23 protein-coding genes are annotated in these 25,633 nt (G+C 66.4%); 18 read left to right on the forward strand and 5 right to left on the reverse strand.

Going from position 1 to position 25,633, the window contains the following annotated elements; translation table 11 throughout:
* The first annotated feature begins 15 nt into the window (after window positions 1–15).
* The 16 genes from ACZ9AQ_RS02815 (at window position 16) to tatC (ending at window position 11,455) form a co-directional block, all read left to right on the forward strand.
* Window positions 16–252, forward strand: coding sequence for a BolA family protein (locus ACZ9AQ_RS02815; RefSeq protein ID WP_429200869.1), 237 nt, complete (start codon window positions 16–18; stop codon window positions 250–252).
* 2 nt (window positions 253–254) lie between these two features.
* Window positions 255–1,505, forward strand: a complete 1,251-nt coding sequence (gene murA, locus ACZ9AQ_RS02820; protein ID WP_429200867.1) for a UDP-N-acetylglucosamine 1-carboxyvinyltransferase — start codon at window positions 255–257, stop codon at window positions 1,503–1,505.
* A 10-nt stretch (window positions 1,506–1,515) separates the two neighbouring features.
* Window positions 1,516–2,205, forward strand: coding sequence for an ATP phosphoribosyltransferase (gene hisG / locus ACZ9AQ_RS02825; protein WP_429200865.1), 690 nt, complete (start codon window positions 1,516–1,518; stop codon window positions 2,203–2,205).
* Window positions 2,206–2,214: 9 nt separating this feature from the next.
* Window positions 2,215–3,564 (forward strand): histidinol dehydrogenase, encoded by a 1,350-nt coding sequence (gene hisD / locus ACZ9AQ_RS02830; RefSeq protein WP_429200864.1) that lies wholly within the window; start codon window positions 2,215–2,217, stop codon window positions 3,562–3,564.
* Window positions 3,561–4,382, forward strand: coding sequence for a DNA-methyltransferase (locus tag ACZ9AQ_RS02835; protein ID WP_429200862.1), 822 nt, complete (start codon window positions 3,561–3,563; stop codon window positions 4,380–4,382). The genes hisD and ACZ9AQ_RS02835 overlap by 4 nt, the downstream gene beginning before the upstream one ends.
* Window positions 4,379–5,482 carry a histidinol-phosphate transaminase gene (hisC, locus tag ACZ9AQ_RS02840; protein WP_429200860.1) on the forward strand — a complete coding sequence of 368 codons (1,104 nt, stop codon included), beginning with the start codon at window positions 4,379–4,381 and terminating at the stop codon, window positions 5,480–5,482. Before ACZ9AQ_RS02835 ends, hisC begins: the two co-directional genes overlap by 4 nt.
* 87 nt (window positions 5,483–5,569) lie before the next feature.
* Window positions 5,570–6,160, forward strand: coding sequence for an imidazoleglycerol-phosphate dehydratase HisB (hisB, locus tag ACZ9AQ_RS02845; protein WP_429200858.1), 591 nt, complete (start codon window positions 5,570–5,572; stop codon window positions 6,158–6,160).
* A gap of 2 nt (window positions 6,161–6,162) precedes the next feature.
* Window positions 6,163–6,804, forward strand: a complete 642-nt coding sequence (gene hisH / locus ACZ9AQ_RS02850; protein WP_429200856.1) for an imidazole glycerol phosphate synthase subunit HisH — start codon at window positions 6,163–6,165, stop codon at window positions 6,802–6,804.
* Window positions 6,805–6,889: 85 nt separating this feature from the next.
* Window positions 6,890–7,666: a 1-(5-phosphoribosyl)-5-[(5-phosphoribosylamino)methylideneamino]imidazole-4-carboxamide isomerase gene (gene hisA / locus ACZ9AQ_RS02855; protein WP_429200854.1), complete on the forward strand. Its 777-nt coding sequence runs from the start codon at window positions 6,890–6,892 to the stop codon at window positions 7,664–7,666.
* Between the two features lie 56 nt (window positions 7,667–7,722).
* Entirely contained in the window at window positions 7,723–8,484 is a 762-nt protein-coding gene (gene hisF, locus ACZ9AQ_RS02860; protein WP_429200852.1) for an imidazole glycerol phosphate synthase subunit HisF, read from the forward strand.
* 9 nt (window positions 8,485–8,493) lie between these two features.
* Window positions 8,494–8,907, forward strand: a complete 414-nt coding sequence (gene hisI / locus ACZ9AQ_RS02865) for a phosphoribosyl-AMP cyclohydrolase (RefSeq protein ID WP_429200850.1) — start codon at window positions 8,494–8,496, stop codon at window positions 8,905–8,907.
* Complete coding sequence (locus ACZ9AQ_RS02870; protein ID WP_429200848.1) at window positions 8,904–9,242, forward strand: phosphoribosyl-ATP diphosphatase; 339 nt, start codon at window positions 8,904–8,906, stop codon at window positions 9,240–9,242. Before hisI ends, ACZ9AQ_RS02870 begins: the two co-directional genes overlap by 4 nt.
* Window positions 9,243–9,422: 180 nt before the next feature.
* The gene (locus tag ACZ9AQ_RS02875; RefSeq protein WP_429200846.1) at window positions 9,423–9,797 is read left to right on the forward strand and encodes a histidine triad nucleotide-binding protein; all 375 of its coding nucleotides are present in this window, start codon (window positions 9,423–9,425) and stop codon (window positions 9,795–9,797) included.
* A 116-nt stretch (window positions 9,798–9,913) separates the two neighbouring features.
* Window positions 9,914–10,159, forward strand: coding sequence for a Sec-independent protein translocase subunit TatA (gene tatA / locus ACZ9AQ_RS02880; RefSeq protein ID WP_123068022.1), 246 nt, complete (start codon window positions 9,914–9,916; stop codon window positions 10,157–10,159).
* Between the two features lie 12 nt (window positions 10,160–10,171).
* Window positions 10,172–10,699 carry a Sec-independent protein translocase protein TatB gene (gene tatB, locus ACZ9AQ_RS02885; RefSeq protein ID WP_429200844.1) on the forward strand — a complete coding sequence of 176 codons (528 nt, stop codon included), beginning with the start codon at window positions 10,172–10,174 and terminating at the stop codon, window positions 10,697–10,699.
* Window positions 10,700–11,455: a twin-arginine translocase subunit TatC gene (tatC, locus tag ACZ9AQ_RS02890; protein WP_429200842.1), complete on the forward strand. Its 756-nt coding sequence runs from the start codon at window positions 10,700–10,702 to the stop codon at window positions 11,453–11,455. It begins immediately after the preceding gene.
* Between the two features lie 78 nt (window positions 11,456–11,533).
* On the opposite strand, the gene ACZ9AQ_RS02895 is transcribed toward tatC, so the two are convergent.
* From ACZ9AQ_RS02895 to ACZ9AQ_RS02910, 4 genes are all read right to left on the reverse strand, one after another.
* The gene (locus tag ACZ9AQ_RS02895; RefSeq protein ID WP_429201777.1) at window positions 11,534–13,042 is read right to left on the reverse strand and encodes an extracellular catalytic domain type 1 short-chain-length polyhydroxyalkanoate depolymerase; all 1,509 of its coding nucleotides are present in this window, start codon (window positions 13,040–13,042) and stop codon (window positions 11,534–11,536) included.
* Between the two features lie 129 nt (window positions 13,043–13,171).
* On the reverse strand, window positions 13,172–15,058 hold the full coding sequence (locus tag ACZ9AQ_RS02900; protein ID WP_429200840.1) for a DUF885 domain-containing protein: 1,887 nt from the start codon (window positions 15,056–15,058) through the stop codon (window positions 13,172–13,174).
* Window positions 15,059–15,197: 139 nt separating this feature from the next.
* Complete coding sequence (locus tag ACZ9AQ_RS02905) at window positions 15,198–19,337, reverse strand: SNF2-related protein (protein ID WP_429200838.1); 4,140 nt, start codon at window positions 19,335–19,337, stop codon at window positions 15,198–15,200.
* The gene (locus ACZ9AQ_RS02910) at window positions 19,334–21,280 is read right to left on the reverse strand and encodes a S9 family peptidase (RefSeq protein ID WP_429200836.1); all 1,947 of its coding nucleotides are present in this window, start codon (window positions 21,278–21,280) and stop codon (window positions 19,334–19,336) included. The genes ACZ9AQ_RS02905 and ACZ9AQ_RS02910 overlap by 4 nt, the downstream gene beginning before the upstream one ends.
* 91 nt (window positions 21,281–21,371) lie before the next feature.
* Between ACZ9AQ_RS02910 and hemE the strand changes: the two genes are divergently transcribed.
* A complete protein-coding gene (hemE, locus tag ACZ9AQ_RS02915; RefSeq protein WP_429200834.1) occupies window positions 21,372–22,454 on the forward strand; it encodes a uroporphyrinogen decarboxylase in 1,083 nt (360 codons plus the stop codon).
* A 544-nt stretch (window positions 22,455–22,998) separates the two neighbouring features.
* A complete protein-coding gene (locus ACZ9AQ_RS02920; RefSeq protein WP_429200833.1) occupies window positions 22,999–25,053 on the forward strand; it encodes a primosomal protein N' in 2,055 nt (684 codons plus the stop codon).
* Between the two features lies 1 nt (window position 25,054).
* Here ACZ9AQ_RS02920 and ACZ9AQ_RS02925 read toward each other — a convergent pair whose 3' ends face one another.
* A complete protein-coding gene (locus ACZ9AQ_RS02925; RefSeq protein WP_429200831.1) occupies window positions 25,055–25,633 on the reverse strand; it encodes a PEP-CTERM sorting domain-containing protein in 579 nt (192 codons plus the stop codon).

Genomic DNA, 25,633 nt, shown 5'->3' on the forward strand with positions numbered 1-25,633 from the left:
TTAACTGGAGTTATCGTGGCGACCACACCCGAACTGATCCACGGCTATATCAGCGCCGGCCTCGAATGCACCCACCTCGACGTGAAGGGCGATGGCCATCACTTCGAGGCCGTGATCGTGTCGAATGCCTTCGCCGGCAAGCGTCCCATCCAGCGTCACCAGATCGTGTATGCCGTGCTGGGCGACCGCATGCGCGAGGAAATCCACGCGCTGTCGATGAAAACCCTGACCCCTGAAGAATTCGGAGGATAAGCATGGACAAGCTCCAGATCGTCGGCGGCAAGCGCCTGGCTGGTGAGATTCCGGTATCCGGCGCCAAGAACGCGGCGCTGCCCATCCTGTGCGCAGGCCTCTTGACCGCCGGCGACCTGCAGCTGTCGAACGTGCCGCGCCTGCATGACGTGCGCACGATGCTCAAGCTCCTGGAAAAGACCGGTCTCAAGGTGACCCAAAATGACGAGAAAGTCACCCTGAACGGCAGCGCGATCGACACCCTCGAAGCGCCGTACGAGCTGGTCAAGACCATGCGCGCCTCGATCCTGGTGCTGGGGCCCCTGCTGGCGCGCTTCGGCGAAGCCAAGGTCTCGCTGCCGGGCGGCTGCGCGATCGGCTCGCGTCCGGTCGACCAGCACATCAAGGGCCTGCGCGCGATGGGCGCCGAGATCACGATCGAGGGCGGCTACATCCATGCCAAAGCCAGGAAATTGAAGGGCGCGCGCATCCTCACCGACATGATCACCGTGACCGGCACCGAGAACCTGCTGATGGCCGCCACCCTGGCCGAAGGCGAAACGGTGCTCGAGAACGCAGCGCGCGAACCGGAAGTGACCGACCTGGCCAGGCTGCTGGTGGCCATGGGCGCGAAGATCGAGGGCATCGGCACCGACCGCCTGGTGATCCAGGGCGTCGATGAACTGCACGGCGCATCGCACGCGGTGATCTCGGACCGCATCGAGGCCGCGACTTTCCTGTGCGCGGTGGCGGCCACCGGCGGCGACATCGTGCTCACCAATACCCGCACCGACATCTTCGACGTCGCGCTCGACAAGCTGCGCGAGATCGGCCTGCAGCTGACCGTGGATGGCGACACCATCCGCGCGAAGATGGACGGCCGTGCCCGTCCGGTGTCGTTCCGCACCACCGAGTATCCGGGCTTTCCGACCGATATGCAGGCCCAGTTCATGGCCGTGAACACGATCGCTGACGGTCCGTCGACGGTCACCGAGACGATCTTCGAGAACCGTTTCATGCACGTGCAGGAGATGAACCGCCTGGGCGCCCAGATCTCGACCGAGGGCAATACCGCCTTCATCAAGGGCGTCCCACGCCTGGTCGGCGCGCCGGTGATGGCGACCGACCTGCGCGCCTCGGCCTCGCTGGTGATCGCCGGCATGGCGGCCGAGGGCACGACCCTGGTCGACCGCATCTACCACCTCGACCGCGGCTACGACCGGATGGAAGTGAAACTGTCGGCGGTCGGCGCCGATATCGTACGTATTAAATAAGCTCAAGCAAATGACATTCAATGGCGTACATGGGGAACCCCAGCTGATCCTGGCGCTCTCCAAGGGCCGCATCTTCGAAGACACCCTGCCGCTGCTGTCGGCGGCCGGGATCGAGGTGCTGGAAAACCCCGAGACTTCGCGCAAGCTGATCCTCTCGACCAACGACCCCGGCGTGCGGGTGCTGATCGTGCGCGCTTCCGACGTGCCGACCTACGTCCAGCATGGCGCGGCCGATTTCGGCGTGGCCGGCAAGGACGTGCTGCTCGAGCATGGCGGCGAGGGGCTGTACCAGCCGATCGACCTGCGCATCGCCCAGTGCCGCATGTCGGTCGCGGTCAACGCCGGCTTCGACTACGACAGCGCCGTGCGCCAGGGCGCGCGCCTGCGGGTGGCGACCAAGTTCGTCAACACCGCGCGCGAGCACTTCGCCAGCAAGGGCGTGCACGTCGACCTGATCAAGCTGTACGGCTCGATGGAGCTGGCCCCGCTGGTCGGCCTGTCGGACGCCATCGTCGACGTGGTCTCGACCGGCGGCACGCTGCGCGCCAACAACCTGGTCGAAGTCGAAAAGATCATGGACATTTCCTCGCGCCTGGTGGTGAACCAGGCCGCGCTCAAGCTCAAGCGCGAGCGCCTGCAACCGATTCTCGAGGCGTTCGAACGCGCCGGGCGTCGCAACGTCTCCCAACGACAAGGCTGAAGAACAATCATGGCAGTACAGATCCGCAAGCTCGACTCCACCGCGCCCGACTTCAAGACCACCCTCGACGCCCTGCTGGCGTTCGAAGCGGAAACCGATGACGCCATCGAAACCGCGGTCGCGCATATCCTGCGCGACGTGAAGGCGCGCGGCGATGCGGCTGTGCTGGAGTACACCAACAAGTTCGACCGCATCCCGAACGGCGGCGCGCAGTCGATGGCCGAATTCGACGTTGGCCAGGCCGAGCTGGAGCAGGCGCTGGCCGCGCTGCCGGAAGCGCAGCGCGCGGCCTTGCAAGTCGCCGCCGATCGCGTGCGCGCGTTCCACGAGCGCCAGAAGGACGCCTCGACCGGCTTCACCTTCACCGAGCCCGATGGCACGCTGCTGGGCCAGCGCGTGACCCCGCTCGACCGCGTCGGCATCTATGTCCCGGGCGGCAAGGCGGCGTATCCGTCGTCGGTGCTGATGAACGCGATCCCGGCCCACGTCGCCGGCGTCAAGGAAATCATCATGGTCGTGCCGACCCCGGACGGCGTGAAGAACCAGATGGTCCTGGCGGCCGCCGCGATCGCCGGCGTGACCCGCGTGATCACGATCGGCGGCGCGCAGGCCGTCGGCGCGCTGGCCTACGGCACCGAAACGATCCAGCCGGTCGACAAGATCGTCGGCCCCGGCAACGCCTATGTCGCCGCCGCCAAGCGCCGCGTGTTCGGCGTGGTCGGCATCGACATGATCGCCGGCCCGTCCGAGATCCTGGTGCTGTGCGACGGCACCACCGATCCTGACTGGGTGGCGATGGACCTGTTCTCGCAGGCCGAGCACGACGAACTGGCCCAGGCCATCCTGCTGTGCCCCGACGCCGACTACATCGCCAAGGTGGAGCAGAGCATCCACAAATTGCTGCCAACGATGCCGCGCAAGGACACGATCAGCACTTCGATGACCGACCGCGGCGCGCTGATCCTCGTGCGCGACATGGATGAAGCCTGCGAGATCGCCAGCTCGATCGCCGCCGAGCACCTGGAAATCTCGGCGCTCGAGCCGATGCAGTGGGCCGACAAGATCCGCCACGCGGGCGCGATGTTCCTCGGCCGCTTCTCGTCCGAGTCGCTCGGCGACTACTGCTGCGGCCCGAACCACGTGCTGCCGACCTCGCGCACGGCGCGCTTCTCGTCGCCGCTGGGCGTGTACGACTTCCAGAAGCGGTCGTCGATCATCCAGGTCAGCGAAGCGGGCGCCCAGACGCTGGGCAAGGTCGCCGCCACCCTCGCCTATGGCGAGGGCCTGCAGGCGCACGCGCGCAGTGCCGAGCTTCGCCTGAACCCCACGCAGTTGCAAAACCTGCCGCAGGCATCATGACGTCCTGGGTCAACCAGGTATTCTGCGAGGATGCGCTGGCCGGCCTGCCGCGCATCCCGGACGGGTCCATCGACCTGATCCTGACCGACCCGCCCTACAACCTGGGCAAGGACTATGGCAACACGTCGGACCAGCAAAGCGTGGAGGCGTATCTCGCCTGGACCGAGCAGTGGATCGACGCCGCCATCCCCAAGCTCAAGCCCAACGGCAGCCTGTACATCTTCCTCACCTGGCGCTTCGCGCCCGAGATCTTCGTGATGCTGAAAAAACGCATGACGATGATGAACGAGATCATCTGGGACCGCCGCGTGCCGTCGATGGGCGGCAGCGTGCGCAGCTTCTCGTCGGTGCACGACACCATCGGCTTCTTCGCGAAGCGCAAGGACTATTATTTCGACCTGGACGCGGTGCGCATCCCGTATGACGCCGAGACCAAGAAGGCGCGCTCGCGCTCGATCTTCGTGGGCGCCAAGTGGCTGGAAGTCGGCTACAACCCGAAGGACGTGTGGAGCGTGTCGCGCCTGCACCGCGAGCATCCGGAGCGCGCCGACCATCCTACTCAGAAGCCGCTCGAGATCATCGAGCGCATGGTCAAGGCCTCGTGCCCGCCGGGCGGCGTCGTGCTCGACCCCTTCATGGGCAGCGGCACCACGGCCATCGCCGCCAAGCGCCTGGGCCGCCAGTACACCGGCTTCGAGCTCAATCCCGACTACTGCGCCATTATCCAGGAGCGCCTGGCCGCGCCCGAAGTGCCGGTCGCGGGAGCAAAAAAACGCAAGGCCGCCAAGGCCGCCACCACCACGGAAGAAACATCATGACCGACATTACTAGACTGATCGAGAACACCATCCGCGCCGACGTGCGCGCCGTGGGCAGCTACCACGTGCCGGACTCGATCGGCTACGTCAAGCTCGACTCGATGGAAAACCCGTACCAGCTGCCCGAGCCGCTACGCGCCGAACTGGGCGCGCGCCTGGCCGAAGCGGCCCTGAACCGCTATCCGGTGCCGTCCTATCGCAGCCTCAAGGACCGCATCTGCAGCAAGCTGGGCGTGCCGGCCGGCTATGACGTTCTGCTCGGCAATGGCTCGGACGAGCTGATCACGATCCTGGCGACCGCGGTCGCGCGCCAGGAACGCGAGGCCGGCAGCCGCCGCGCCGTCGTGATGGCCCCGGTCCCGGCCTTCGTCATGTTCTCGCGTTCGGCCCAGTTCGCGGGCGCCGACTTCGTCGGCGTGCCGATCAAGCCCGACTTCTCGCTCGACCTGCCGGCCATGCTGGCGGCCATTGCCGAGCACAGGCCGTCGCTGGTGTTCCTGGCCTATCCGAACAACCCGACCGGCAACCTGTACGATGCCGACGCCATGGTCGCGATCATCGAGGCCCTGGGCGAGCACGGCATCGTGGTGGTCGACGAGGCGTATCAACCGTTCGCCAGGGTCAGCTTCATGGAGCGGCTGCCGCAGCACCCGAACCTGGTCGTGATGCGGACCCTGTCCAAGCTGGGCCTGGCCGGCATCCGCCTCGGCTACATGGCGGCAAGCGCGCCGCTGCTGCTTGAATTCGAGAAGGTGCGTCCGCCGTACAATGTCAACGTCCTGACCCAGGTGGCGGCCGAATTCGCGCTGGACCACCTGGACGTGCTGGATCGCCAGGCGGGCCTGATCAACGAAGAACGCACCCGCCTGGCCGCCGCGTTGGCGGCCTTGCCGGGCGTGGAAGTGTTCCCGTCGGCCGCCAATTTCATCTCGCTGCGCGTGCCCGATGCCGAGCGCGCCTGCGCGATTCTCCATGGCGAGAGGGTATTGATCAAAAATTTGAGTAAAATGCATACATTGCTGGCCAACTGCATCCGCGTCACGGTCAGCACCCCCGAAGAGAACGATCAGTTCCTGGCAGCCCTGAAGACGTCGCTGTAACCCAGCGCCCCTGACGGACACCATTTAATCCAGCCGGTTTCTCCCCAGCGAAAGACCGGCCGACGACCGCCCTTAGCGCCCTTAGCAATGATCCGCACCGCCGACATCACGCGCAATACCAACGAAACGCAGATCCGCGTCTCGATCAACCTCGACGGCACCGGCCGCCAGAAGCTCAATACCGGCGTCCCCTTCCTCGACCATATGCTCGACCAGATCGCGCGCCACGGCATGTTCGACCTCGAGGTCGAGGCCGTGGGCGACCTGCATATCGACGCCCACCACACGGTGGAAGACGTCGGCATCACGCTGGGCATGGCCGTGGCCAAGGCGATCGGCGACAAGAAGGGCATCGTCCGCTACGGCCATTCGTACGTGCCGCTGGACGAAGCGCTGTCGCGCGTGGTGATCGATTTCTCGGGCCGTCCCGGCCTGGAGCTGCATGTGCCGTTCACCCGCGCCATGATCGGCGCCTTCGACGTCGACCTGACGGGCGAATTCTTCCGCGGCTTCGTGAACCATGCGGCCGTCACCCTGCACATCGACAACTTGCGCGGCGTGAACGCCCACCACCAGTGCGAGACCGTGTTCAAGGCCTTCGGTCGTGCGCTGCGCATGGCCACCGAGCTGGACCCACGTGCGGCCGGCATCATCCCGTCGACCAAGGGCAGCCTGTAATCATGGCCAACAAGATCGTCGTCGTCGATGGACTCGGTAACCTGCGCTCGGTGGCGCAGGCGCTGCGCGCCGCCGCGCCCGAGGCCGACGTCCTCATTTCCAGCTCGGCCGCGGACATCGACCGCGCCGACCGCGTCGTGCTGCCGGGCCAGGGCGCCATGCGCGACTGCATGCGCAGCCTGCGCGAGTCCGGCCTCGAGGAAGCATTGCTGCGCGCCGCCAGGACCCGTCCGATCATGGGCGTGTGCGTGGGCGAGCAGATGCTGTTCGAGGAGAGCGAAGAGAACGAAGGCACTCCCGGCCTGGGCCTGCTGCCGGGCAAGGTGGTGCGCTTCCAGCTCGACGGAAAATTGCAGCCTGATGGCTCGCGCTTCAAGGTCCCGCAGATGGGCTGGAACCGGGTGCGCCAGGCGCGCGCCCACCCGCTGTGGGAAGGCGTGGAGGACGGCAGCTATTTCTACTTCGTGCATAGTTACTATGCGGCGCCGGAGAACCGTGACGACGTGATCGGCGAGACCGACTACGGCGGCCCGTTCTGCTGCGCCGTCGGCCGCGATAACATCGTCGCCACCCAGTTCCACCCCGAAAAGAGCGCCGCCGCCGGCCTGCGCCTGTACCGCAATTTCATTCACTGGAATCCGTGATTCCGAACTCAGTTTCTGACGCATTTCCTGAATCATTTGCTGACTCATTTCCCGAAATAACCCCGTCAACCAACCGACAACGACCATGCTGCTGATCCCCGCCATCGACCTGAAAGACGGTCACTGCGTTCGCCTGAAACAGGGCGATATGGACCTTGCCACCGTGTTTTCCGAAGATCCCGCCGACATGGCGCTGCACTGGCTGAAGAAGGGCGCGCGCCGCCTGCACCTGGTCGACCTGAACGGCGCATTCGCGGGCAAACCGAAGAACGAGGCCGCCATCAAATCGATCCTGCAGGTGGTGCAGGAATACGCCGAAGACAACGGCCTGGACGAGATCCCGGTCCAGCTGGGCGGCGGCATCCGCGACCTCGACACCATCGAGCGCTACCTGGACGACGGCATCAGCTACATCATCGTCGGCACCGCCGCCGTCAAGAACCCGGGCTTCCTGCACGACGCCTGCGGCGCCTTCCCGGGCCACATCATCGTCGGCCTGGACGCCAAGGACGGCAAGGTCGCGACCGACGGCTGGAGCAAGATGTCGGGCCACGAAGTCATCGACCTGGCCAAGAAGTTCGAAGGCTATGGCGTCGAATCGATCATCTATACCGACATCGGCCGCGACGGCATGATGGGCGGCGTGAACATCGAGGCGACCGTCAAGCTGGCGCGCTCGGTGAAGATTCCGGTGATCGCTTCGGGCGGCGTGCACGTGCTGGCCGACGTCGAAGCGCTGTGCGCGGTGCAGGACGAAGGCATCGAGGGCGTGATCTGCGGCCGTTCGATCTACGAAGGCACGCTCGACCTGGCTTCGGCCCAGGAGCGCGCCGATGAACTGACGGAAGGGACGCGGGCCTGAATGCGTCGTTCCCGCCTGCGCGGGGACGACGTTCATATGCTGACGCAGAGATTCTTATGCTAGCCAAACGCATCATCCCCTGCCTCGACGTCACCGGCGGCCGCGTGGTCAAGGGCGTCAACTTCACCGAGCTGCGCGACGCCGGCGACCCGGTCGAGATCGCGCGCCGCTACGACGCCCAGGGCGCCGACGAGATCACCTTCCTCGACATCACCGCTTCCAGCGACGGCCGCGACCTGATCCTGCCGATCATCGAGGCCGTCGCTTCGACCGTGTTCATTCCGCTCACCGTCGGTGGCGGCGTGCGCAAGGTCGAGGATGTGCGCCGCCTGCTCAATGCCGGCGCCGACAAGGTCAGCATGAACACCTCGGCCGTCACCAATCCGCAACTGGTGTTCGACGCCGCCAGCAAGCACGGCTCGCAGTGCATCGTGGTGGCGATCGACGCCAAAGAGACCAGTCCCGGCAAGTGGCAAGTCTTCACCCATGGCGGGCGCAATGCCACGGGGCTCGATGCGGTGGAATGGGCGCGCGAGATGGAGCGCCTCGGCGCCGGTGAGTTGCTGCTCACTTCGATGGACCGCGACGGCACCAAGATCGGCTTCGACCTGGGCCTGACCCGCGCCGTCTCGGACGCCGTGGGCATCCCGGTCATCGCTTCCGGCGGCGTCGGCGGCCTGAAGGACCTGGCCGACGGCGTCCTCGAAGGCCATGCCGACGCGGTGCTGGCCGCCAGCATCTTCCACTACGGGCAGCACACGGTCGGCGAGGCCAAGCGCTTCATGCTTGACCGTGGCATCCCGATGCGCCTCGATTAAGGAAGCCGCATGTCGACCAATACCAAGTGGCTCAACAAGGTGCGCTGGAACGAGCACGGCCTGGTGCCGGTGATCGCCCAGGAGGCGGCGACCGGCGACATCTTGATGTTCGCCTGGATGAACCGTGACGCCCTGACCCGCACCGTCGAGACGGGCGAAGCCGTGTACTGGAGCCGTTCGCGCAAGAAACTGTGGCACAAGGGCGAAGAGTCCGGCCATATCCAGAAGGTGAGCGAGATCCGCCTCGATTGCGACGAGGACGTGGTCCTGCTCAAGATCGAGCAGGTGGGCGGCATCGCCTGCCATACCGGCCGCCATTCCTGCTTCTTCCAGAAGTACGACAATGGCGACTGGCACAGCGTCGAACCGGTGCTGCAAGATCCTGAAACCATTTACTCCTCGGACAAGAAGAAGACCCCATGAGCGTTACCCTGGCCCGTGTCGCGGCCGTGATCGAATCGCGCAAGCCCGAGCACGGCGGCGACCCTGCGACGTCCTACGTCGCCAAGCTGTTCGCCAAGGGCGACGACGCTATCCTCAAGAAGATCGGCGAGGAAGCCACCGAGCTGGTGATGGCCGCCAAGGACGCGCGCATCGCGGGCGATCCATCGAAGGTGCTGTATGAATGCGCCGACCTGTGGTTCCATTCGCTGGTGCTGCTGGCCAAGTTCGACCTCACGCCGCAACAGGTGCTGGACGAGCTGGCGCGGCGCGAGGGCGTGTCCGGCATGGTGGAAAAAGCCGCACGCAAGGAATGAATAATTCCGCGTGCGTTGCAAGTGAGCACGCGCTCACTGTGCGCGCGTCGCGTTCCGGTGTCATAATCGCCTTCTGGCCGTCATACCGCTCAGTCATATCGATGTCATGCCGCGTTGATACGATGCCTCGGCGGCGACGGCCGGCCCGGCCCTGGAGCATCGTCACGAACTGGAGACAAGATGGATAACTGCATTTTTTGCAAGATCGTCGCCAAGCAGATCCCGGCCGCCGTCGTCTATGAAGACGAGGACGTGCTGGCATTCAAGGACATCAACCCGGCGGCGCCGGTGCACTTGCTGGTGATTCCGAAGCAGCACGTGTCCACCTTGTCCGACTGCACCGAGGAACACGCGGTGCTGCTGGGGAAGATGCTCGCACTGGCGCCCAAGCTTGCAAAAGAGAATGGTATTGACGTCAAGATCGGCGCCGATGGCAAGCCGAAAGGCGGCTTCAAGACGCTGATCAATACCGGTCCGGATGGCGGTCAAGAAGTGTATCACCTGCATTTGCATATGTATGGCGGTCCGCGCCCATGGCGCGGTCTGGGGCTGTGAAGCTCTCGCTAAGCCAGGACTAAGTGTCAAAGGGGGCAGGCGGCCCCCGCTTCGCGTATACTGTCGTAGACGCTTTCCCGATTTTTCAGGCGCATGCGCCTTGCTAGGAGAACAACATGGGTGGTTTGAGTATTTGGCACTGGGTGATCGTGCTGGTGGTCGTGATGCTGATCTTCGGTACCAAGAAGATCAGCAATATGGGTTCCGACCTGGGCAAGGCCGTCAAGGGCTTCAAGGACGGCGTGAAGGGCGACGAAGAGAAGGCTGCGGAAGCGAATCCGGCGGCGCCGGCTCAGCCGACCCAGCAGGTGGCCGACAAGTCGACCATCGACGTGGAAGCCCGCGACAAGACCCGTCTGTAAGTCGCGAGTTCCATGATCGATCTTGGACTGTCGAAAATCGCGATCATCGGCGTGGTCGCGCTGATCGTGATCGGCCCTGAAAAGCTGCCCAAGGTGGCGCGCATGGCCGGGACGCTGTACGGCCGCGCCCAGCGCTACCTGCATGACGTGAAGTCCGAGGTCAGCCGCGAGATCGAGCTCGACGAGCTGCGCAACCTGCACAAGGATGTGCAGGAGAGAGCGCAATCGTTCAAGAGCGAAGTCGAGTCGGCCACCAGCGATTTCGAGTCGTCCGTCACCAGCCACGTCGACGAGGTCGAAGCGCTGTGGGATGACCGCACCGCGCACGACGGCGGCGGCGCCACGACGGTCACGCCGACCGTGGCCGACATCGACCGCAAGGCCAAGGACTTCCGCCGCAAGAAGCTGGTGCGCACTTCGAGCGTGCCGGCCTGGTACAAGAACCGCCATGGCACCAAGCGCCATGTGATGTCGGGCGCCGCCCGGGTGCGCAAGTTCCGCCCCGGCAGCGCCGGCAAATCCAACTCTTCCTTCTTCTAAATGACTGAGCAAGCCGCCGGCGAAGACACTTTCATCTCGCACCTGGTCGAGCTGCGTGACCGCCTGGTCAAGGCCTCGATCGGGATCGCGATCGTGTGCGCCGCGCTGATGGCGTGGCCGGGGCCATCGCATATCTACGACCTGATCGCCGCGCCGATGATCGCCTCGATGCCGCCCGGCTCGACCATGATCGCCACCGGCGTCATCTCGCCGTTCCTGGTGCCGATGAAGGTCACGCTGCTGCTGTCCTTCATCGTGGCGCTGCCCTGGGTGTTCTACCAGGCCTGGGCCTTCATCGCGCCCGGCCTGTACGCCCACGAAAAGCGCCTGGTGCTGCCGCTGGTCATTTCATCCTCGGTCCTGTTCATCGCCGGCGTGGCGTTCTGCTACTTCTTCGTGTTCGGCCGCGTGTTCCATTTCATCGGCGAATTCGCGCCGACCTCGATCGCGGTCATGCCCGACATCGAGAACTACCTCGATTTCGTGATGTCGATGTGCCTGGCCTTCGGCGCCTCGTTCGAGGTGCCGGTGGTGGTCGTGATCCTGGTGCGCATGGGCATCGTCAGCCTCGAGAAGCTGCGCGCGGTCCGTTCCTACGTGATCGTCGGCGCCTTCGTGATCGCCGCGATCGTCACCCCGCCGGACGTGGTAAGCCAGCTGGCCCTGGCCATTCCGATGTGCCTGCTCTACGAGCTGGGCCTGCTGGTGGCGCCGATCTTCCAGCGCGCCACGACTGCGCCGGAAGAAACCGCGTAAGCATGGTGCGCTTAGCGCCTATAGCGCGCATAGCATGAATAGCGCCGGGCAGCCGCCCGGCGCCAGGAACCTGCGGTTCTAAGGACAATTCCCCACGATGTAGTACCCCTGCGCCGTCTGCGCCAGCGTGCTGGTGTAGAAGGTGTTGTACAGCCCCATGTTCTGGTTCGAGCCGTTGGCCAGCGCATAGCCGCCGCTCGCGTGCGCGCGGCCGGCCTGCACGTGGGCGTAGTTGCTGGCCGTGCTGGTGGTGCAGGTAAACACCGGCGGCGGCGTGCCCGTACCCACCTGGAACGCGGGGAGGGCGCAGGCGCTGGAGGTTTGCCCATTGCTGCCGATGGCGCGCACGCTGCCGCCATAACTGCCGTCCGCGCGGTTCGCATACGCCTTGCTGAAGGCGGCGCCGCTGCCGGCCGCAGCATCGTCGACCGGCGACGGTCCGCTCAGCACCACGCGGTAGCCGGTAATGGAACCCTGCGCGAAGCTGGCCGCCCCGTTCACCGTGACCGTCGACCCCGATACGCTGGCGCTGCACGCGGTCATGACGGGCGCCGGCGCCTGGCTCACCCGGAGGTTCTTGTTGAACCAGAAATCCATGATGAAGGCCGGGTAGTTCACGCGGGTCGCATTCACGAAATTGGCGTTCTGGCCTCCCGTGCCGGCCGGCCAGGCGTGGCCCAGGCCGGTCACCGTGATCTGCGAGGTGCGCACCTTGCCGTTCGCGTCGGTGTATTCCACATTGCTGCCGCTGCCCGGCACGGTCACCGCCGCGCCCTGCGTCCAGGCGCCGCCATACACCTGGCGCATGGCGGCGGCGTCCAGTGGCCCATAGGCTTGCGCCACCGTGTAGTCGCTCGTGCCCCAGATCACGCCCGTGACCTGGGTCGTGAAATGGTCGCTCGCCGTGCCCGCCATCGCGCGGCAGGCATTGGCCGCGGTGGTCGCCGTATAGCCGGAAGGTACCAGCGCTATCTGGCTGGTGGTGACGCCCGGCGGCGGGGCGGCGGAAAGGCCCAGGCCGGCGAAGATCTCGGGCGCGGTGCAGCCCAGCACCATGGCCTTGGCGCCGCCCGAGGACAGGCCGGCCACGTACACCTGTTTCGGATCGATCGCGTACTGCGGGTTGGACAGGAAGCGGTTGATCAGGTCGAGCAGCACCGCGGTGTGGCCATACGAACGGCTGTGGTTGGTGGCGGCCCAGTCCCAGCAGTGGGTGCCGTAGACGTTGCCGGTGGCGTTCGGCGCCAGGATCACCGCGCCATACTGGTCGGCCACCGCCTTCCAGTTGTAGCCGGCGTCGCCGCTGCCGTTGATCACGTCGCCGCCCGCGGTCTGCGCGCAGCCGTGCAGCACCAGCACCAGGGCGCGCTTGTTGTCCAGGATGGGGGGCGTGGCCGGCCAGTAGTAGTAGCCGCTCAGGGCGCCGCCATGGGTGGTGTCGTTGGCCCAGACCTGGTTGGCGCTCCAGGCGCCGGGGCCGGCCTGGACCGGGGTCTGTGCCAGGGCGCCGATCGGCGCGCACAGCACCAGGCAGATCGCGGCTCGCGCCGCCTGTCGGTGAAAGGGGTGCATGCGGTGTCTCCGAATATGGTTGTCGTGGGCCGGCCGGGCGACCTGCCACATTCATCATAGTTCGGGAGAAAGGGTGCACAAGCGGGCGCGCGAGCACGCCGCTTGTGCGTTTTTGCACGGCCACGATGGACCATGCGGAGAGGGTTACTGCATCAACTCCGAGATCATCTTGACCGGCGCATTGCCATAGCTGAGGAACTGGTCGTGGAATTCCTTCAGCTGGAAGCGCTCGCCCAGCTGCTGCTTGCGGCGCTCGCGCAGTTCCATGATCTGGTGGTAGCCGCTGAAGTAGCTGGTCAGCTGCACCGAGGTCAGGGTCACGCGGCGCCATTTTTCGTCGGCTTCCTGGCGCGTCTGGAAGGCCTGGCGGGTGAGCAGGTCGATCGCCGCCTCGCGTCCCATGCCGTTCACGTGCACGCTGTAGTCGAGGATGGTGTTGGTCACGCTGCGCAGGTTCCATTTCGAGTACATCAGCCACATCTCGGGCGCATTGTCGCCGTAGCCCGATTCGAGCATCATGCGCTCACCATACACGGCCCAGCCTTCGACCATGGCGCCATTGCCGAACAGCGACTTGATCAAGGAAGGCGAGCGGTTGGCGTGCACCAGCTGCGCATAGTGGCCGGGGATCGCCTCGTGGATGTTCAGGATCTGCAGGATCCACTCGTTGTACTCGCGCAGGCTGCTCTCGGCCTGTTCCGGCGTCAGGTTGTCCATCGGCGTGACGTTGTAATACGTCTTGTCCTTGGAGCGGTAAGGGCCCGGCGCGTCGATGCTGGCGCCGGCCACGCCGCGCTGGTACATCGGCGTTTCGCGCACCTCGAGCGGCTTGCTCGGGTCCAGCGTCAACAGGTCGTGCTTGATCACCCAGTCCTGCAGCAGCGGGATCTGGCGCCGGATCTCGGCGAAGAAGTTCTCGCGCGCGACGTGACGGCTTGATAACTTGTCGATCATCATGCCGATCTTCTGGAAGCGGTCTTGCGGCTTGGCCACGCCCGCCATGTAGCGCGGCCACAGCTCATCCGAGATGCGGTCCATGTTCGACAGCAGTTCCTCGCGCGTGACCAGGGCCTTGCGGAAGGTTTCCTCGGCGCTGGCGGACGACTGGATGTCGAGCGCGAACTTCTGCTCGTACAGCGCCTTGCCGGCGCGGAAAGGACGCGCCTGGCCGCTGGCCGCCTGGCGCTTCTCGACCCCGTTCAAAAAGTCGACATAGCCCAGCACCGCGCTGCCGGCGTTGGCGACGCGCTGGGCGAAGATCGTTTTTTCCTGCGCGGTCAGGATCGATTCCGCGGCCGCCTTGCCCAGGTCGGCCAGCACCGCCAGTGTGCCCGGCGCCTGGCCGATCGCAAGCTGGGTGTGCTCGCGCGTCGGATTGGTAATCGAAGCCTGCGCCGCCGCGTAATAGGCCGGCACGTCGGCCAGGCGCTTGAGGATGGTGCGCAGGCGCTGCGGCTTGGCCGCGTAGTCGGTGTTCAGGATCAGGTCGAGCGGCGCGGCGACGTTGTATTGCGACGGATTCCACTCGTGTTCGCGCCAGGTGGAAAGGCGCCAGCGGTCCTTCTCGAGCTTGTTGACCAGGAGGGCCAGGTCGGTGCGGTAGCGCGGCGACAGCTGTTTGGGATCGAGCTTGCCGAATTTTTCCAGCCACTCGTTGGCGAAGGCAAGCTGTTTCGCCCGCGTGTCGGCGTTCGGGATGGTGAGGTTGGCGGCGTGGTCGAACTTGCCGACGTAGATGCCGCCTTCGGGATCCATGCGCCACAGGGCGGTCAGGTATTGCATGCTCAGGGTCGACATGCGGCGGTCGAGGCGCATTTCGGCGGCGCTGGCGCCGACCGTACCCGCCGCCGCGGCGCCGGCGCCGACGGCCGCCGCGCCCACCAGGGCCTTCTTGCCCGTGCTGGAAGTCTTCTTCTTGACGACCTTCGAGGATTTGGCCTTGCCCTTGGCCGGTTTGGAAGTGGCGGCGACGGCCGGCGTCAGCGCGAAACACGCCAGCAAGGCTGCCAGCGCGATTTTCGTTTTCATCATCGTATTCAGGCCCTGTAACAAAGGAGGTGTCTTGGCTCGCGGGAGGCGCGAAGGCGTGCAGATTAGCACTAATCGCGTTATTTGCGGGCAGTTGAAACATTCCGACACGCAGAACACGAACGTTGACTGAAATGCAAAATCAGCTTCCGAGTCCCGCCTTGAGCATCTCCAGCATGTCCCCCGGCGACATGCGCGCCGCCATTTCGGTCCCTTCCAGCAGGCTGTCGGCCAGATCGCGCTTGTGGCGGTGCAGGTCGACGATGGCTTCCTCGATCGTGCCGCGCGCGACCAGGCGATAGATGGTCACCGGCCGCTGCTGCCCCATGCGGTGCGCGCGGTCCGATGCCTGGTCCTCGACCGCCGGGTTCCACCATGGGTCCATGTGGATCACGTAGTCGGCCGCGGTCAGGTTGATGCCGACGCCGCCCGCCTTCAGGCTGATGAGGAACAGGTCCCCTTCGCCGGCCTGGAAGGCGTCCACGCGGCGCTTGCGCTCCTGGATCGGGGTCGAACCGTCCAGGTACTGGTAGGCGATGCCATGAAAGTCGAGGTACTGGCGGATCAGGCTCAGGTGGTCGACGAACTGGCTGAACACCAGCACCTTGTGCCGGTTCTCGAGCAGGTCGGTCGTCAGGCGCGCAAACGTCGCCAGCTTGCTGCTGGCGATGCCGGCGCCGGGCGCCACGAGCTCGGGATTGCAGCAGGCGCGGCGCAGCCGCATCATCTCGGCCAGGATCTCGATCGCCTTCTGCCCCTCGGGCGCCTCGAGCGCGGCCAGCTTGTCCAGGGCCTGGCGCCGCAGCGATTCATAGAGCGCGTTCTCTTCAACGCTCAGTTCCACCGGCACCACGATCTCGGTGCGCGGCGGCAGCTCGGACAGCACCTGCGCCTTGGTGCGGCGCAGGATGAAGGGGGCGGTCAGGCGCCGCAGGCGCGCGCGGGCGCCGGCCTCGAGCCGTTTATCCTGTGCCTTCTCGATCGGGCCGGCGAAACGCAGCTGGAACTGGTCGGCGCTGCCCAGCAGGCCAGGATTGATGAAGCGGAACAGGTTCCACAGCTCGCCCAGGTGGTTTTCCAGCGGCGTGCCGGTGGCCGCCATGCGAAAGTCCCCCTGCAGCGCCATCACCGCCTGCGAGCGCTTGGTATGCATGTTCTTGATCGCCTGGGCCTCATCGAGCACGATGCTGTGCCAGCGCCGGCCCTTGAAGCGCGCCGCCTCCAGCTGCAGCAGGCCATAGCTGACCACGACCACGTCGAACGGCCCCGCGTCGTCGACCGTGGCGGCGCGTTCGCCGGGACCGAACAGCTTCAGGTTCAGGGTCGGCGCGAAGCGCGCGGCCTCGTCGATCCAGTTCAGGCACACCGTGGTCGGCGCCACCACCAGCGCCGGGCCGTCCTTGGCGCGCGTGAGCAGCAGCGCCAGCGCCTGCAAGGTCTTGCCGAGACCCATGTCGTCGGCCAGGCAGGCGCCGACGCCCCAGTGGGCCAGGCGCGCCAGCCACTGGAAGCCTTCGATCTGATAATCGCGCAGCTCGGCCTGCAAGGTGGACGGCAGTGCGGGCGCGAAGGCGGCATTCTCGGCCATGCGTTTCAAGTGGGCTTGCCAGGCCTTGTCAGCGTCGACGCTGCCGGCGTCCCGCGCCAGCTCGTCCAGCGCGAAGCTGGCCAGCGCAGGGGTGCGGATGCCGTCGCCGTGCAGCTCGCCATAGGCTTTCAATTCCGTCAGGCGCCGGTGCAGCTCGTCGGACAGGGCCAGGTATTCGTTCTCGCCCAGGGCCACGAAGCGGCTGCCGCTCTCCTGGATCTTTTCCAGCAGGGTGCGCAGGTTCATCACGCGGCCTTCGTCGATCACGACGTCGCCGCTGGCCGCGAACCAGTCGCGCTCGCGCCGGATCTGCACCCGCACCGATTTCGTCGTGGCTTTCTTCGTCACCCTGAATTTTTCGCCCTCGGGCCAGGCGACCACGATGGCCTCGCCATCCAGCGCGCGCAGCTGGTCGACCAGTTCCAGTGCCAGCAGGGGCTGGCCGAGCAGCCATTCGCCGTGGTCCGGTTCCGCGAGTTCGAGCGCCTGGCATTGGGCGACCAGCTGGCGCTCGGCTTCGCGCTCGGCGTTCAAGTCGCGCCGGGCTTCGGTGCGGATGCCTTCGACGTCGGCGATCACATTGGCCGCGCCTTCGCCGGGGCCGTAATAGGCGCCGCCCGGCAGGGGACGCACCAGCAGCTGCATGCGCATGCCCTGCTGGTAGGGACGCAGCAGCACGTGCAGGCGCGGGTCGGCCGGCACGGTCTCGATGTCGCTGCTGCTGGCGCCGATGTCCGACTGCACGGTGACGATCGACGACACCGCGCCGATCGCGCGCAGCACGCGGCGCTCGGCCGCCAATGGCACCGTCAAGCCTTCGCCGACGATGGCGGCGATGCGCCGGTGCTCGTCCCTGACCTGCACCAGGCGCAGGCGGGTCGGCGTCTCGCGTGTGACCACCACGTCGCCGTCGCTGTCCCCGACCGGCGGGTTCAGCATGATCGCTACCGTCTCGCCGTGCTTCTTGACCAGCAGTTCCGGCTCGCCCGGCAGCAGCTCGACCCGGGTGCCGGGCGAATCCATCCAGAACAGCAGCGGATGGCCGACCAGGGCTGCCAGCGCCTTGTGCACCTCGAGCTCGAAACGGATGCCGCTGCCGGCGTAGTGGCGGCGGCCGGCGATCGCGTTCACGGCCTGCAGGTCTTGCGCGGTAAGGAAGTCGAGCCCGGCGCCTTCCTCGGCCAGGCGCTTGAGACCGATGGCGCGGCCGCGGCTCCAGCCGCCCTGCGCGTCGCGCTTCTGCTCGCGCGGCTCCAGTTCCTGCACGCCAAGGTGCGGGTCGTAGCGGACCAGCCAGACCAGCCGGGATTCGCGCACGTTCTCCACGTTCGCCGCCGGCTGCAGGTTGATCAGGGCATTGAGCTGGCGTTCCCACGGTTCCTCGCGCGCGAACCAGCCGGTCATGTCGGGCAGGCGGTGCCGGCGCCGCAGTTCGCTCGCACGTTGTTCATGCGCCAGGTGGCCGGCCTGGCCCATCTGCGCCAGCACGCCGGCCAGCTGGGCCGACCACAGGTCGAACCCGGCCGCCTCGGACTGCAGCAGCATGTCTTCCAGCCGCGCGCGCTGGCTGTTCAGCGCCGGCAGGGCCAGCCAGTGATGGATCAGGGCGCGGAACACGGTCGGTTCCAGCGACATTTCCCAGCTGCGCGTGCCGAACAGCGCGGCGTCGACGGTGCCGCGCTGGATCTCGTGCAGCATGCCGAGCTGGAACCACACCGCGTTATCGGGCCGCTGCACCGCGCGCGTCTCGATCTCGAGCCAGGCGTCGGCCAGTTTGCGGTAGGCCGGATCGCTGCTGCGCAGCAGGGCGGCCACGGCGATGTGCGCGCAGTGGCCGTCGAATACAGCCTTGCGCTTGCCGGTTTCGCGGCGCAACTGCTTGAGCGAGGCGTCGATCCCGGCCAGGCCACTGTCCAGATCATCGCGCAGCACCTGCACCACGCTGCGCAGGAACAGGCCGGGCGAGTCGCCGGTCTCGTTCACCAGCGCCAGCGCGTCGTCCAGGCGCCCGCACAGGATGTAGTGCTCGCCAAGCGAGCGGCGCAACGGACTTTCCGGGCTGCTGCGCTCCACCAGCCGCTCGGCGTAGTCGCGCACCGCCGGCGCAAGCTGGGGTTCGCTGCGCGCATGCATGACCAGGACGTGCAGGATGCCTTCGCGCAGGCGCGGATGGATGCGCTCCATCATGCCTGGCGCGAACGGGCGCGCGCAGGCGTCGACCAGCGGATGCAGGTAGCTCGCCTCGTGACAACGCAGGCAGGCGTCGAGCAGCGGCGTGACGACCTCGTGGTCCTCGCCGCCGAGCAGGGCGATGCGCAGCAGGGCCAGGCCCTGGCGGTAGCTGCGCAGCATCAGGTTGCCCTGCCAGTCGCGCCGCACCGTCGACACCTGGCCATAGGCGGTGGCCACCACGCCGAACAGGCCGCTGTCGAGCGCGAAGTCGAGCACCGGCCAGGCCGCGCCGGGCGCGAGCGCCATGCCGCGCTCGTTGGCGTCGGCCAGCAGGCCCGCCTCGCGCAGGCGCGCCAGTTCGTCCGCCCACTGCGCCTGCGGCAGCGGCGCGGACAGCGCGCGCATGTACTCGATGATGCGCTGGCGGCCCATCGGCTCGCCGGCGATGGCGAACAGCGCCAGGATCGCGTGTTCCTCGGCGCTGCTGGCGCCCAGGCGCGCGCGCACTTCGCTGTCGGTCATGCGCCCAGGTTCTCGATCTCGATCGCCGGCAGGCCGTCCGGCACCGGGATGCCGAACACGCGCAGGTAAAAATACAATTCGGCTTCCAGCGTGCGCACCACGCTGTCGGCCTTGCGGAAGCCATGGCCTTCGCCCTCGAGCGTCAGGTAGGCCACCGGCAGCTTGCGCGCGCGCAGCGCCTCGACCACGCTCTCGGACTGCTGCGGCGGCACCACCTTGTCGTCCAGGCCCTGGAAGAAGATCATCGGCCGGCGCAGTTTATCCGTGTGGTGGATCGGCGAACGCGCGCGGTACACCGCCGCGGCGGTGTCCGGCGGCGCGATCAGGTACTGGTTGTAGTGCGACTCGAATTTGTGCGAATCGGCGTCCAGTCCGGCCAGGTCGGATACCCCGTAGTAACTGGCGCCAGCCTTGAAGACATCGTGGAAGCTGAGGCTCGATAACACCGTCAGGCCGCCGGCGCTGCTGCCGCGGATAAGCAGGCGCTCGGGGTCGACGACGCCTTGCGCCGCCAGGTGGCGCGCGCCGGCCACGCAGTCCTCGACGTCCACCACGCCCCATTGATGCTTGAGCAGGTTGCGGTAGGCGCGCCCGAAGCCGGTGCTGCCGCCATAGTTCACGTCCAGCACGGCAAAGCCGCGGCTGGTCCAGTATTGGGTCGACAGCTTCAGGGTGCTGGTCGCCATGCCGGTCGGGCCGCCGTGGCCGATCACGATCAGCGGCGGCAGTTCGCCCGCCGCGGGCACATGGTCGGCATTGGCCGGTGCGTAGTAGAAAGCGTGGGCGGTGCGCCCGTTCTCGCTCGGATAGTCGATCGCCAGCGGCACCGACAGGTAGCCGGTCGCCGGCAGTTGCGGGATCGAATGCGCCAGCACTTCGCTGACGCCGGTCTCCAGGTCGATCCGCGCCAGCTCCGGCGCGATGGTCGGCGCGCCGCCCAGCAGGGCCACGACGTCGCCCTGCACGCGCAGCTCGCGGATCTCTTCATACGGCGACTCCAGCGGCGCCAGGTTGCCGTTGGACAGGCGCGCCAGGTAGCTGACGCCTTTCTCGACGTAAGCGCACACGATCTCGTCCTCGGAACGAAAGCCATACAGCGCACTGCCGAAGCTCCAGTGCGGGCCGGCGAATTCGGCCTCGACCGGGCACAGCGCATGGGTCACGCCGTGGTCGTAGCGGTACAGGTTCCACCAGCCGCTGCGGTCCGACACGAAATGCAGCAGGCCGCCGGGCGACCACTCGGGCTGGCAGATCGATTCGTCGGGGCCGCCCGCGATCAGGCGGCCGTTCACCAGCGTTCCATCCGCGGCCACGTCGGCCAGCCACAGTTCCGTGCCTTCCCACGGCATGCGCGGGTGGTCCCAGCACAGCCAGGCCAGCTGGCGGCCATCGGGCGACAGGCGCGGCGCCGCATAGAAGTCGTTGCCGTCCACCAGCACGGTCTCGACGCCGTCGAAGCCGACCGCGGCCAGCGTATTGACGGGGTGGGCGGCGCCGGCCGAATGGTCCTCGCGCACGGCGATCACGCGCTGGCGGGCGGCGTCGAGCACGAAGTCGGCGTAGCGGTGGCCCGTGCCTTCGCGCGTCACGGCGACCGGCGTGCAGTTCGGCCCACCATCGGCTGCCACCCGGTACAGGCGGTCGTCCGCATGGTGCGAGAACCAGGCCACGCCGCCGGCCAGCAGGCAGGCGCCGCCGCCGTATTCATGGACGCGGCTGCGCACGTTGAAGGGCGCCGGCGTCAGTTCGCGCGTGCCGCCGCCGTCGTGCACCATGAGCGTCGTGCGTCCGCCCTCGCTGGCGCGGCCCTCGAGCCAGCCCAGGCGCGGACCGTCGAGCATCGGCTGGGACAGCGGCACCGCGCCGGCCGCGACCACCGCGGCGCTGATCGGGGAAGGCCAGGCGCCGCACGGCATTGGTTGTTTGCTGGTGGCAATCGTCATGATCGGGACTCTTTCCTTGGTCGGACCCGCATTATAGTGTTTGCCCAAGAATGCGATAATAGCCGTTTCCTTATCAACGCCATTGTCAGCCATGCCACAATTTGCCCCGCTCCAGAACGACACCTTCCTGCGTGCGCTGTTGCGCCAGCCGACCGACTACACCCCGGTGTGGCTGATGCGCCAGGCGGGCCGCTACCTGCCGGAATACCGCGCCACCCGCGCGCGCGCCGGCTCGTTCCTGGGGCTGGCGAAGAATCCCGACTACGCCACCGAAGTCACGCTGCAGCCGATCGACCGCTATCCGCTGGATGCGTCGATCCTGTTCTCGGACATCCTGACGGTGCCGGACGCGATGGGCCTGGGCCTGTATTTCGCCGACGGCGAAGGCCCGAAGTTCGAGCGTCCGCTGCGCCTGGAATCCGACGTCAACGCCTTGAGCGTGCCCGACATGGCCTCGCTCGCCTACGTGTTCAAGGCCGTGACCTCGATCCGCACCGCGCTGAACGGCCGCGTGCCGCTGATCGGTTTTTCGGGCAGCCCGTGGACGCTGGCCTGCTACATGGTCGAAGGGGGTGGCTCGCGCGAATTCCACACGGTCAAGAAGATGCTGTACAGCCGTCCCGACCTGATGCACCGCATCCTGGAGATCAATGCGCAGGCCGTGACCCAGTACCTGAACGCCCAGATCGACGCCGGCGCCCAGGCCGTGATGATCTTCGATTCCTGGGGCGGGGCGCTGGCCGACGGCGCCTACCAGGAATTCTCGCTGCGCTACATGCGGACGATCCTGGCCGGATTGAAGCGTGAACACGATGGCGTGCGCATCCCGGCCATCGTCTTCACCAAAGGCGGCGGCATCTGGCTGGACGAGATGGCCGACATCGGCGCCGATGCGCTGGGCCTGGACTGGACCATGAACCTGGGCCGCGCGCGCAAGCTGGTGGGCGACCGCGTGGCGTTGCAGGGCAATCTCGATCCGGCCATCCTGTTCGCCGGACCGGACCAGATCCGCGCCGAAGTCGAGCGCTCGCTCACCGCCTATGGTGCGCCGTCGAGCGGCCATGGCCATGTGTTCAACCTGGGCCACGGCATCTCGCAATTCACGCCGCCGGAATCCGTCAGCGCCATGGTCGATGCCGTCCATGACTTCAGCCGCAAGCAACGCGCCGCCTGATTATCCCCGCCGGCTGGCGGCCTTGCCGACAAGGCCGCCACGCGATCCCTCACTTGTTCACAACTTCCTAAAAGCGGGTAAAAATTCCTGTGGACATCTCAGCATCGTCTGAATCAGTATAAGTCGATGATTTATAAGCGTTTTTTAATGAGATTCAGCGCTGAGTGTGTCCTGTGCCACAAGGTTGTCCAGTAGAATCGAGCCAAATTGGGCTCTTGTTCACAAAGTTATCAACAGACGTTCTGGCAATGACGAAAAGTGCTTGGTTTACCGGGACTTAGCGCGCTTCTTCAAGTATTGCCTTAGCTTTGTGATGCAACGCAGCGAGTTTTCCATGCTGGATACACCAGTTATGCACAATGCGGGAAAAGCGCCCGAGCTTGTTAACAGGTCTGAGGACGAATATGCAAGTCATTGATTCATAAGAAAAAAATTGTCTTGAATTTGAGAATTATCGATGATGACTTGATCTAACGTAAACCTTTGATGGGGTCAAGTCCCACGCTATTCACAAAGTTTTCCACAGATTTGCACAGGGCCCAGATTGTCAACCAGCACCGATAGCACCGTCGCGCATTGCATCCTCGCGCATTGCATCCTGGAGGTAGTGCTCGATACACCGCTGAACAGCAGTTTCGACTACCGCTGGCCCTGCCGGCCGGGCGAAGAACCGCTGCCCGGGCAGCTGGCGCTGGTGCCGTTCGCGCGCCGCGAGGTCATGGCCCTGATCGTCGCGGTCAAGTTCGAGACCAGTATTGCGCCCGAGAAACTGAAAGATGCGCTGGCCGTGCGCAGCCAGTTGTCTCCGCTGCCGGAGCGCTGGATCGCGCTGGCGCGCTTTGCCGCCGACTACTACCAGCGTCCGCTGGGCGAGGTGGCGCTGCCGGGCCTGCCCAAGAACCTGCGGGTGCCCACGACGGTGGCGCTGGACCGCGCCCTGAAAAAACTGGCCAAGCTCGACCAGGAAGAACATGCGCAAGATGCGACGGCGGTCGGCATGCCGGTGCTCAACCCGGCCCAGCAAGAGGCGGCCGCCGCGATCGGCGGCGCCGACGGCTTCACGCCGGCTCTGTTGTGGGGCGTGACCGGCAGCGGCAAGACCGAGGTCTACCTGCAGGCCTGCGCGCAGGTGCTGGCGCGCGACCCGCAGGCGCAGATCCTGATCATGGTCCCGGAAATCAACCTGACGCCCCAGTTGGAAGGGAATATCCGGGCCCGCTTCCCGCGCATGATGCTGGCCACCCTGCACAGCAGCCTGTCCGAGGGCGAGCGCATGCTGCACTGGCTGGCCGCGCACAAAGGCCAGGCGCGTATCGTGCTCGGCACCCGGCTGGCGATCCTGGCCTCGCTGCCGAACCTGCAACTGATCGTGATCGACGAAGAGCACGACCCCTCGTACAAGCAGCAGGAAGGCTTGCGCTATTCGGCGCGCGACCTGGCCGTGTGGCGCGCGCATCAGCTGGGGATCCCGATCGTGCTCGGCTCGGCCACGCCGTCGCTCGAATCCTGGCATCACGCGCGCTCGGGACGCTATCGGCGGCTGGACCTGCGCGAGCGCGCCGTGCGCGACGCCGTGCTGCCGAAAGTCAGGCTGGTGGACATGGAACGCGACCGCCCGCGCGACGGGCTCACGAGCGAGGTGCTGGCCGCCCTGCGCGCGCGGCTGGAGCGTGGCGAGCAGTCGCTCCTGTTCCTGAACCGGCGCGGCTATGCCCCGGTGATCTGTTGCGACGCCTGCGGCTGGATCAGCAACTGCACCCGCTGCACCGCCTTCATGGTGCTGCACAAGCCCGAGCACCGGCTGCGCTGCCACCACTGCAGCCTCGAATTGCGCATTCCGCATTCCTGCCCGACCTGCGGCAACGTGGACCTGCAGCCGCTGGGACGCGGCACCCAGCGGGTCGAAGAAGGGTTGCAAGCCATGTTCCCGCAGGCGCGCATCCTGCGCATCGACGCCGACTCCACGCGCCTGAAGGGCAGCGCGCAAGCCGCCTTCGACAGCGTGCACCGGGGCGAGGTGGACATCCTGATCGGCACGCAGATGGTCGCCAAGGGCCATGACTTCAAGAGGCTGACCCTGGTCGGGATCCTGAACCCCGACACCGCCCTGTTCTCGCAGGATTACCGCGCCAGCGAGCGCCTGTTCGCCCAGCTGATGCAGGTGGCGGGGCGGGCCGGCCGCGCCGGCGCGCCGTCCGAGGTGCTGGTGCAGACCCGGTATGCGCAGCATCCGCTGTACGGCGCCGTGATGCGCCACGATTACGAACGGTTCGCCGGCCAGCTGCTCGAAGAGCGCAAGGAAGCGGGGCTGCCGCCGTTCATGTACCAGGCCTTGCTGCGCGCCGAGGCGAAGGAGCTGCCGGTCGCGATCGCATTCCTGGAAGCGGCGCGCGACTGCCTGCCGAGCGACGCCATCCTGATCAACGACCCGATCCCGATGACGATGACCCGGGTCCACAACGTGGACCGCGCCCAGCTGCTGGTCGAGTCCAGCTCGCGGCCCGCGCTGCAGGCCTTCCTGCGGGTCTGGACCCTGGAGCTGCGGGCGATGAAGTCGCGCGTGAAATGGTCGCTCGAAGTCGACCCGCTCGACATCTAGATCAGGCGGCGGCCCTGGCGGCGGCGCCGCGGCGGCGCTTGGCACAGCCCATCAGCGCCAGGCCGGCGCCGAGCAGCAGGCCGCTGGCCGGTTCGGGCACGTCGCCGGCCACGGGTTCCACGTTGAAGGTGATGGTGCCGAAGTCCCACTGGCCGTCCACGCCCGGCAGATCGTCCCAGTCTTCGAAGAATTCCAGGCGCAGGATGCCGTCGACGCCGACCTCGAACGCCAGGCCCAGCTCGACCAGGTCGGCGAATCCCGCGTAGCTCCGGGTGCCCGGGAACCACTCCACGATGCCCGGCGTGAAGAACACGCCCTCGGTCTGCTTGGAATTTTCGAAGCTGATGACCATGTCCGACAGCCAGCTCGGCGTGTAGGCAGTGAGGGTGAAATCGTAGGCCACGCTGGTGACGAGCGAATTGGCGCCGACGTCGAGCAGGGCCACCGTATTGTCGGCGTCGCCGCGCGGTCCATGGCTCTGGATGCCGCCGACGTCGAACGTGATCGGCGCCGCGAACAGCGACGACGAGGCGAGTAACGACAAGCTGACAAGCAGCTTGTTGAAGGTAGCAAGTTTCAT

Source organism: Massilia sp. UYP34 (assembly GCF_056279385.1).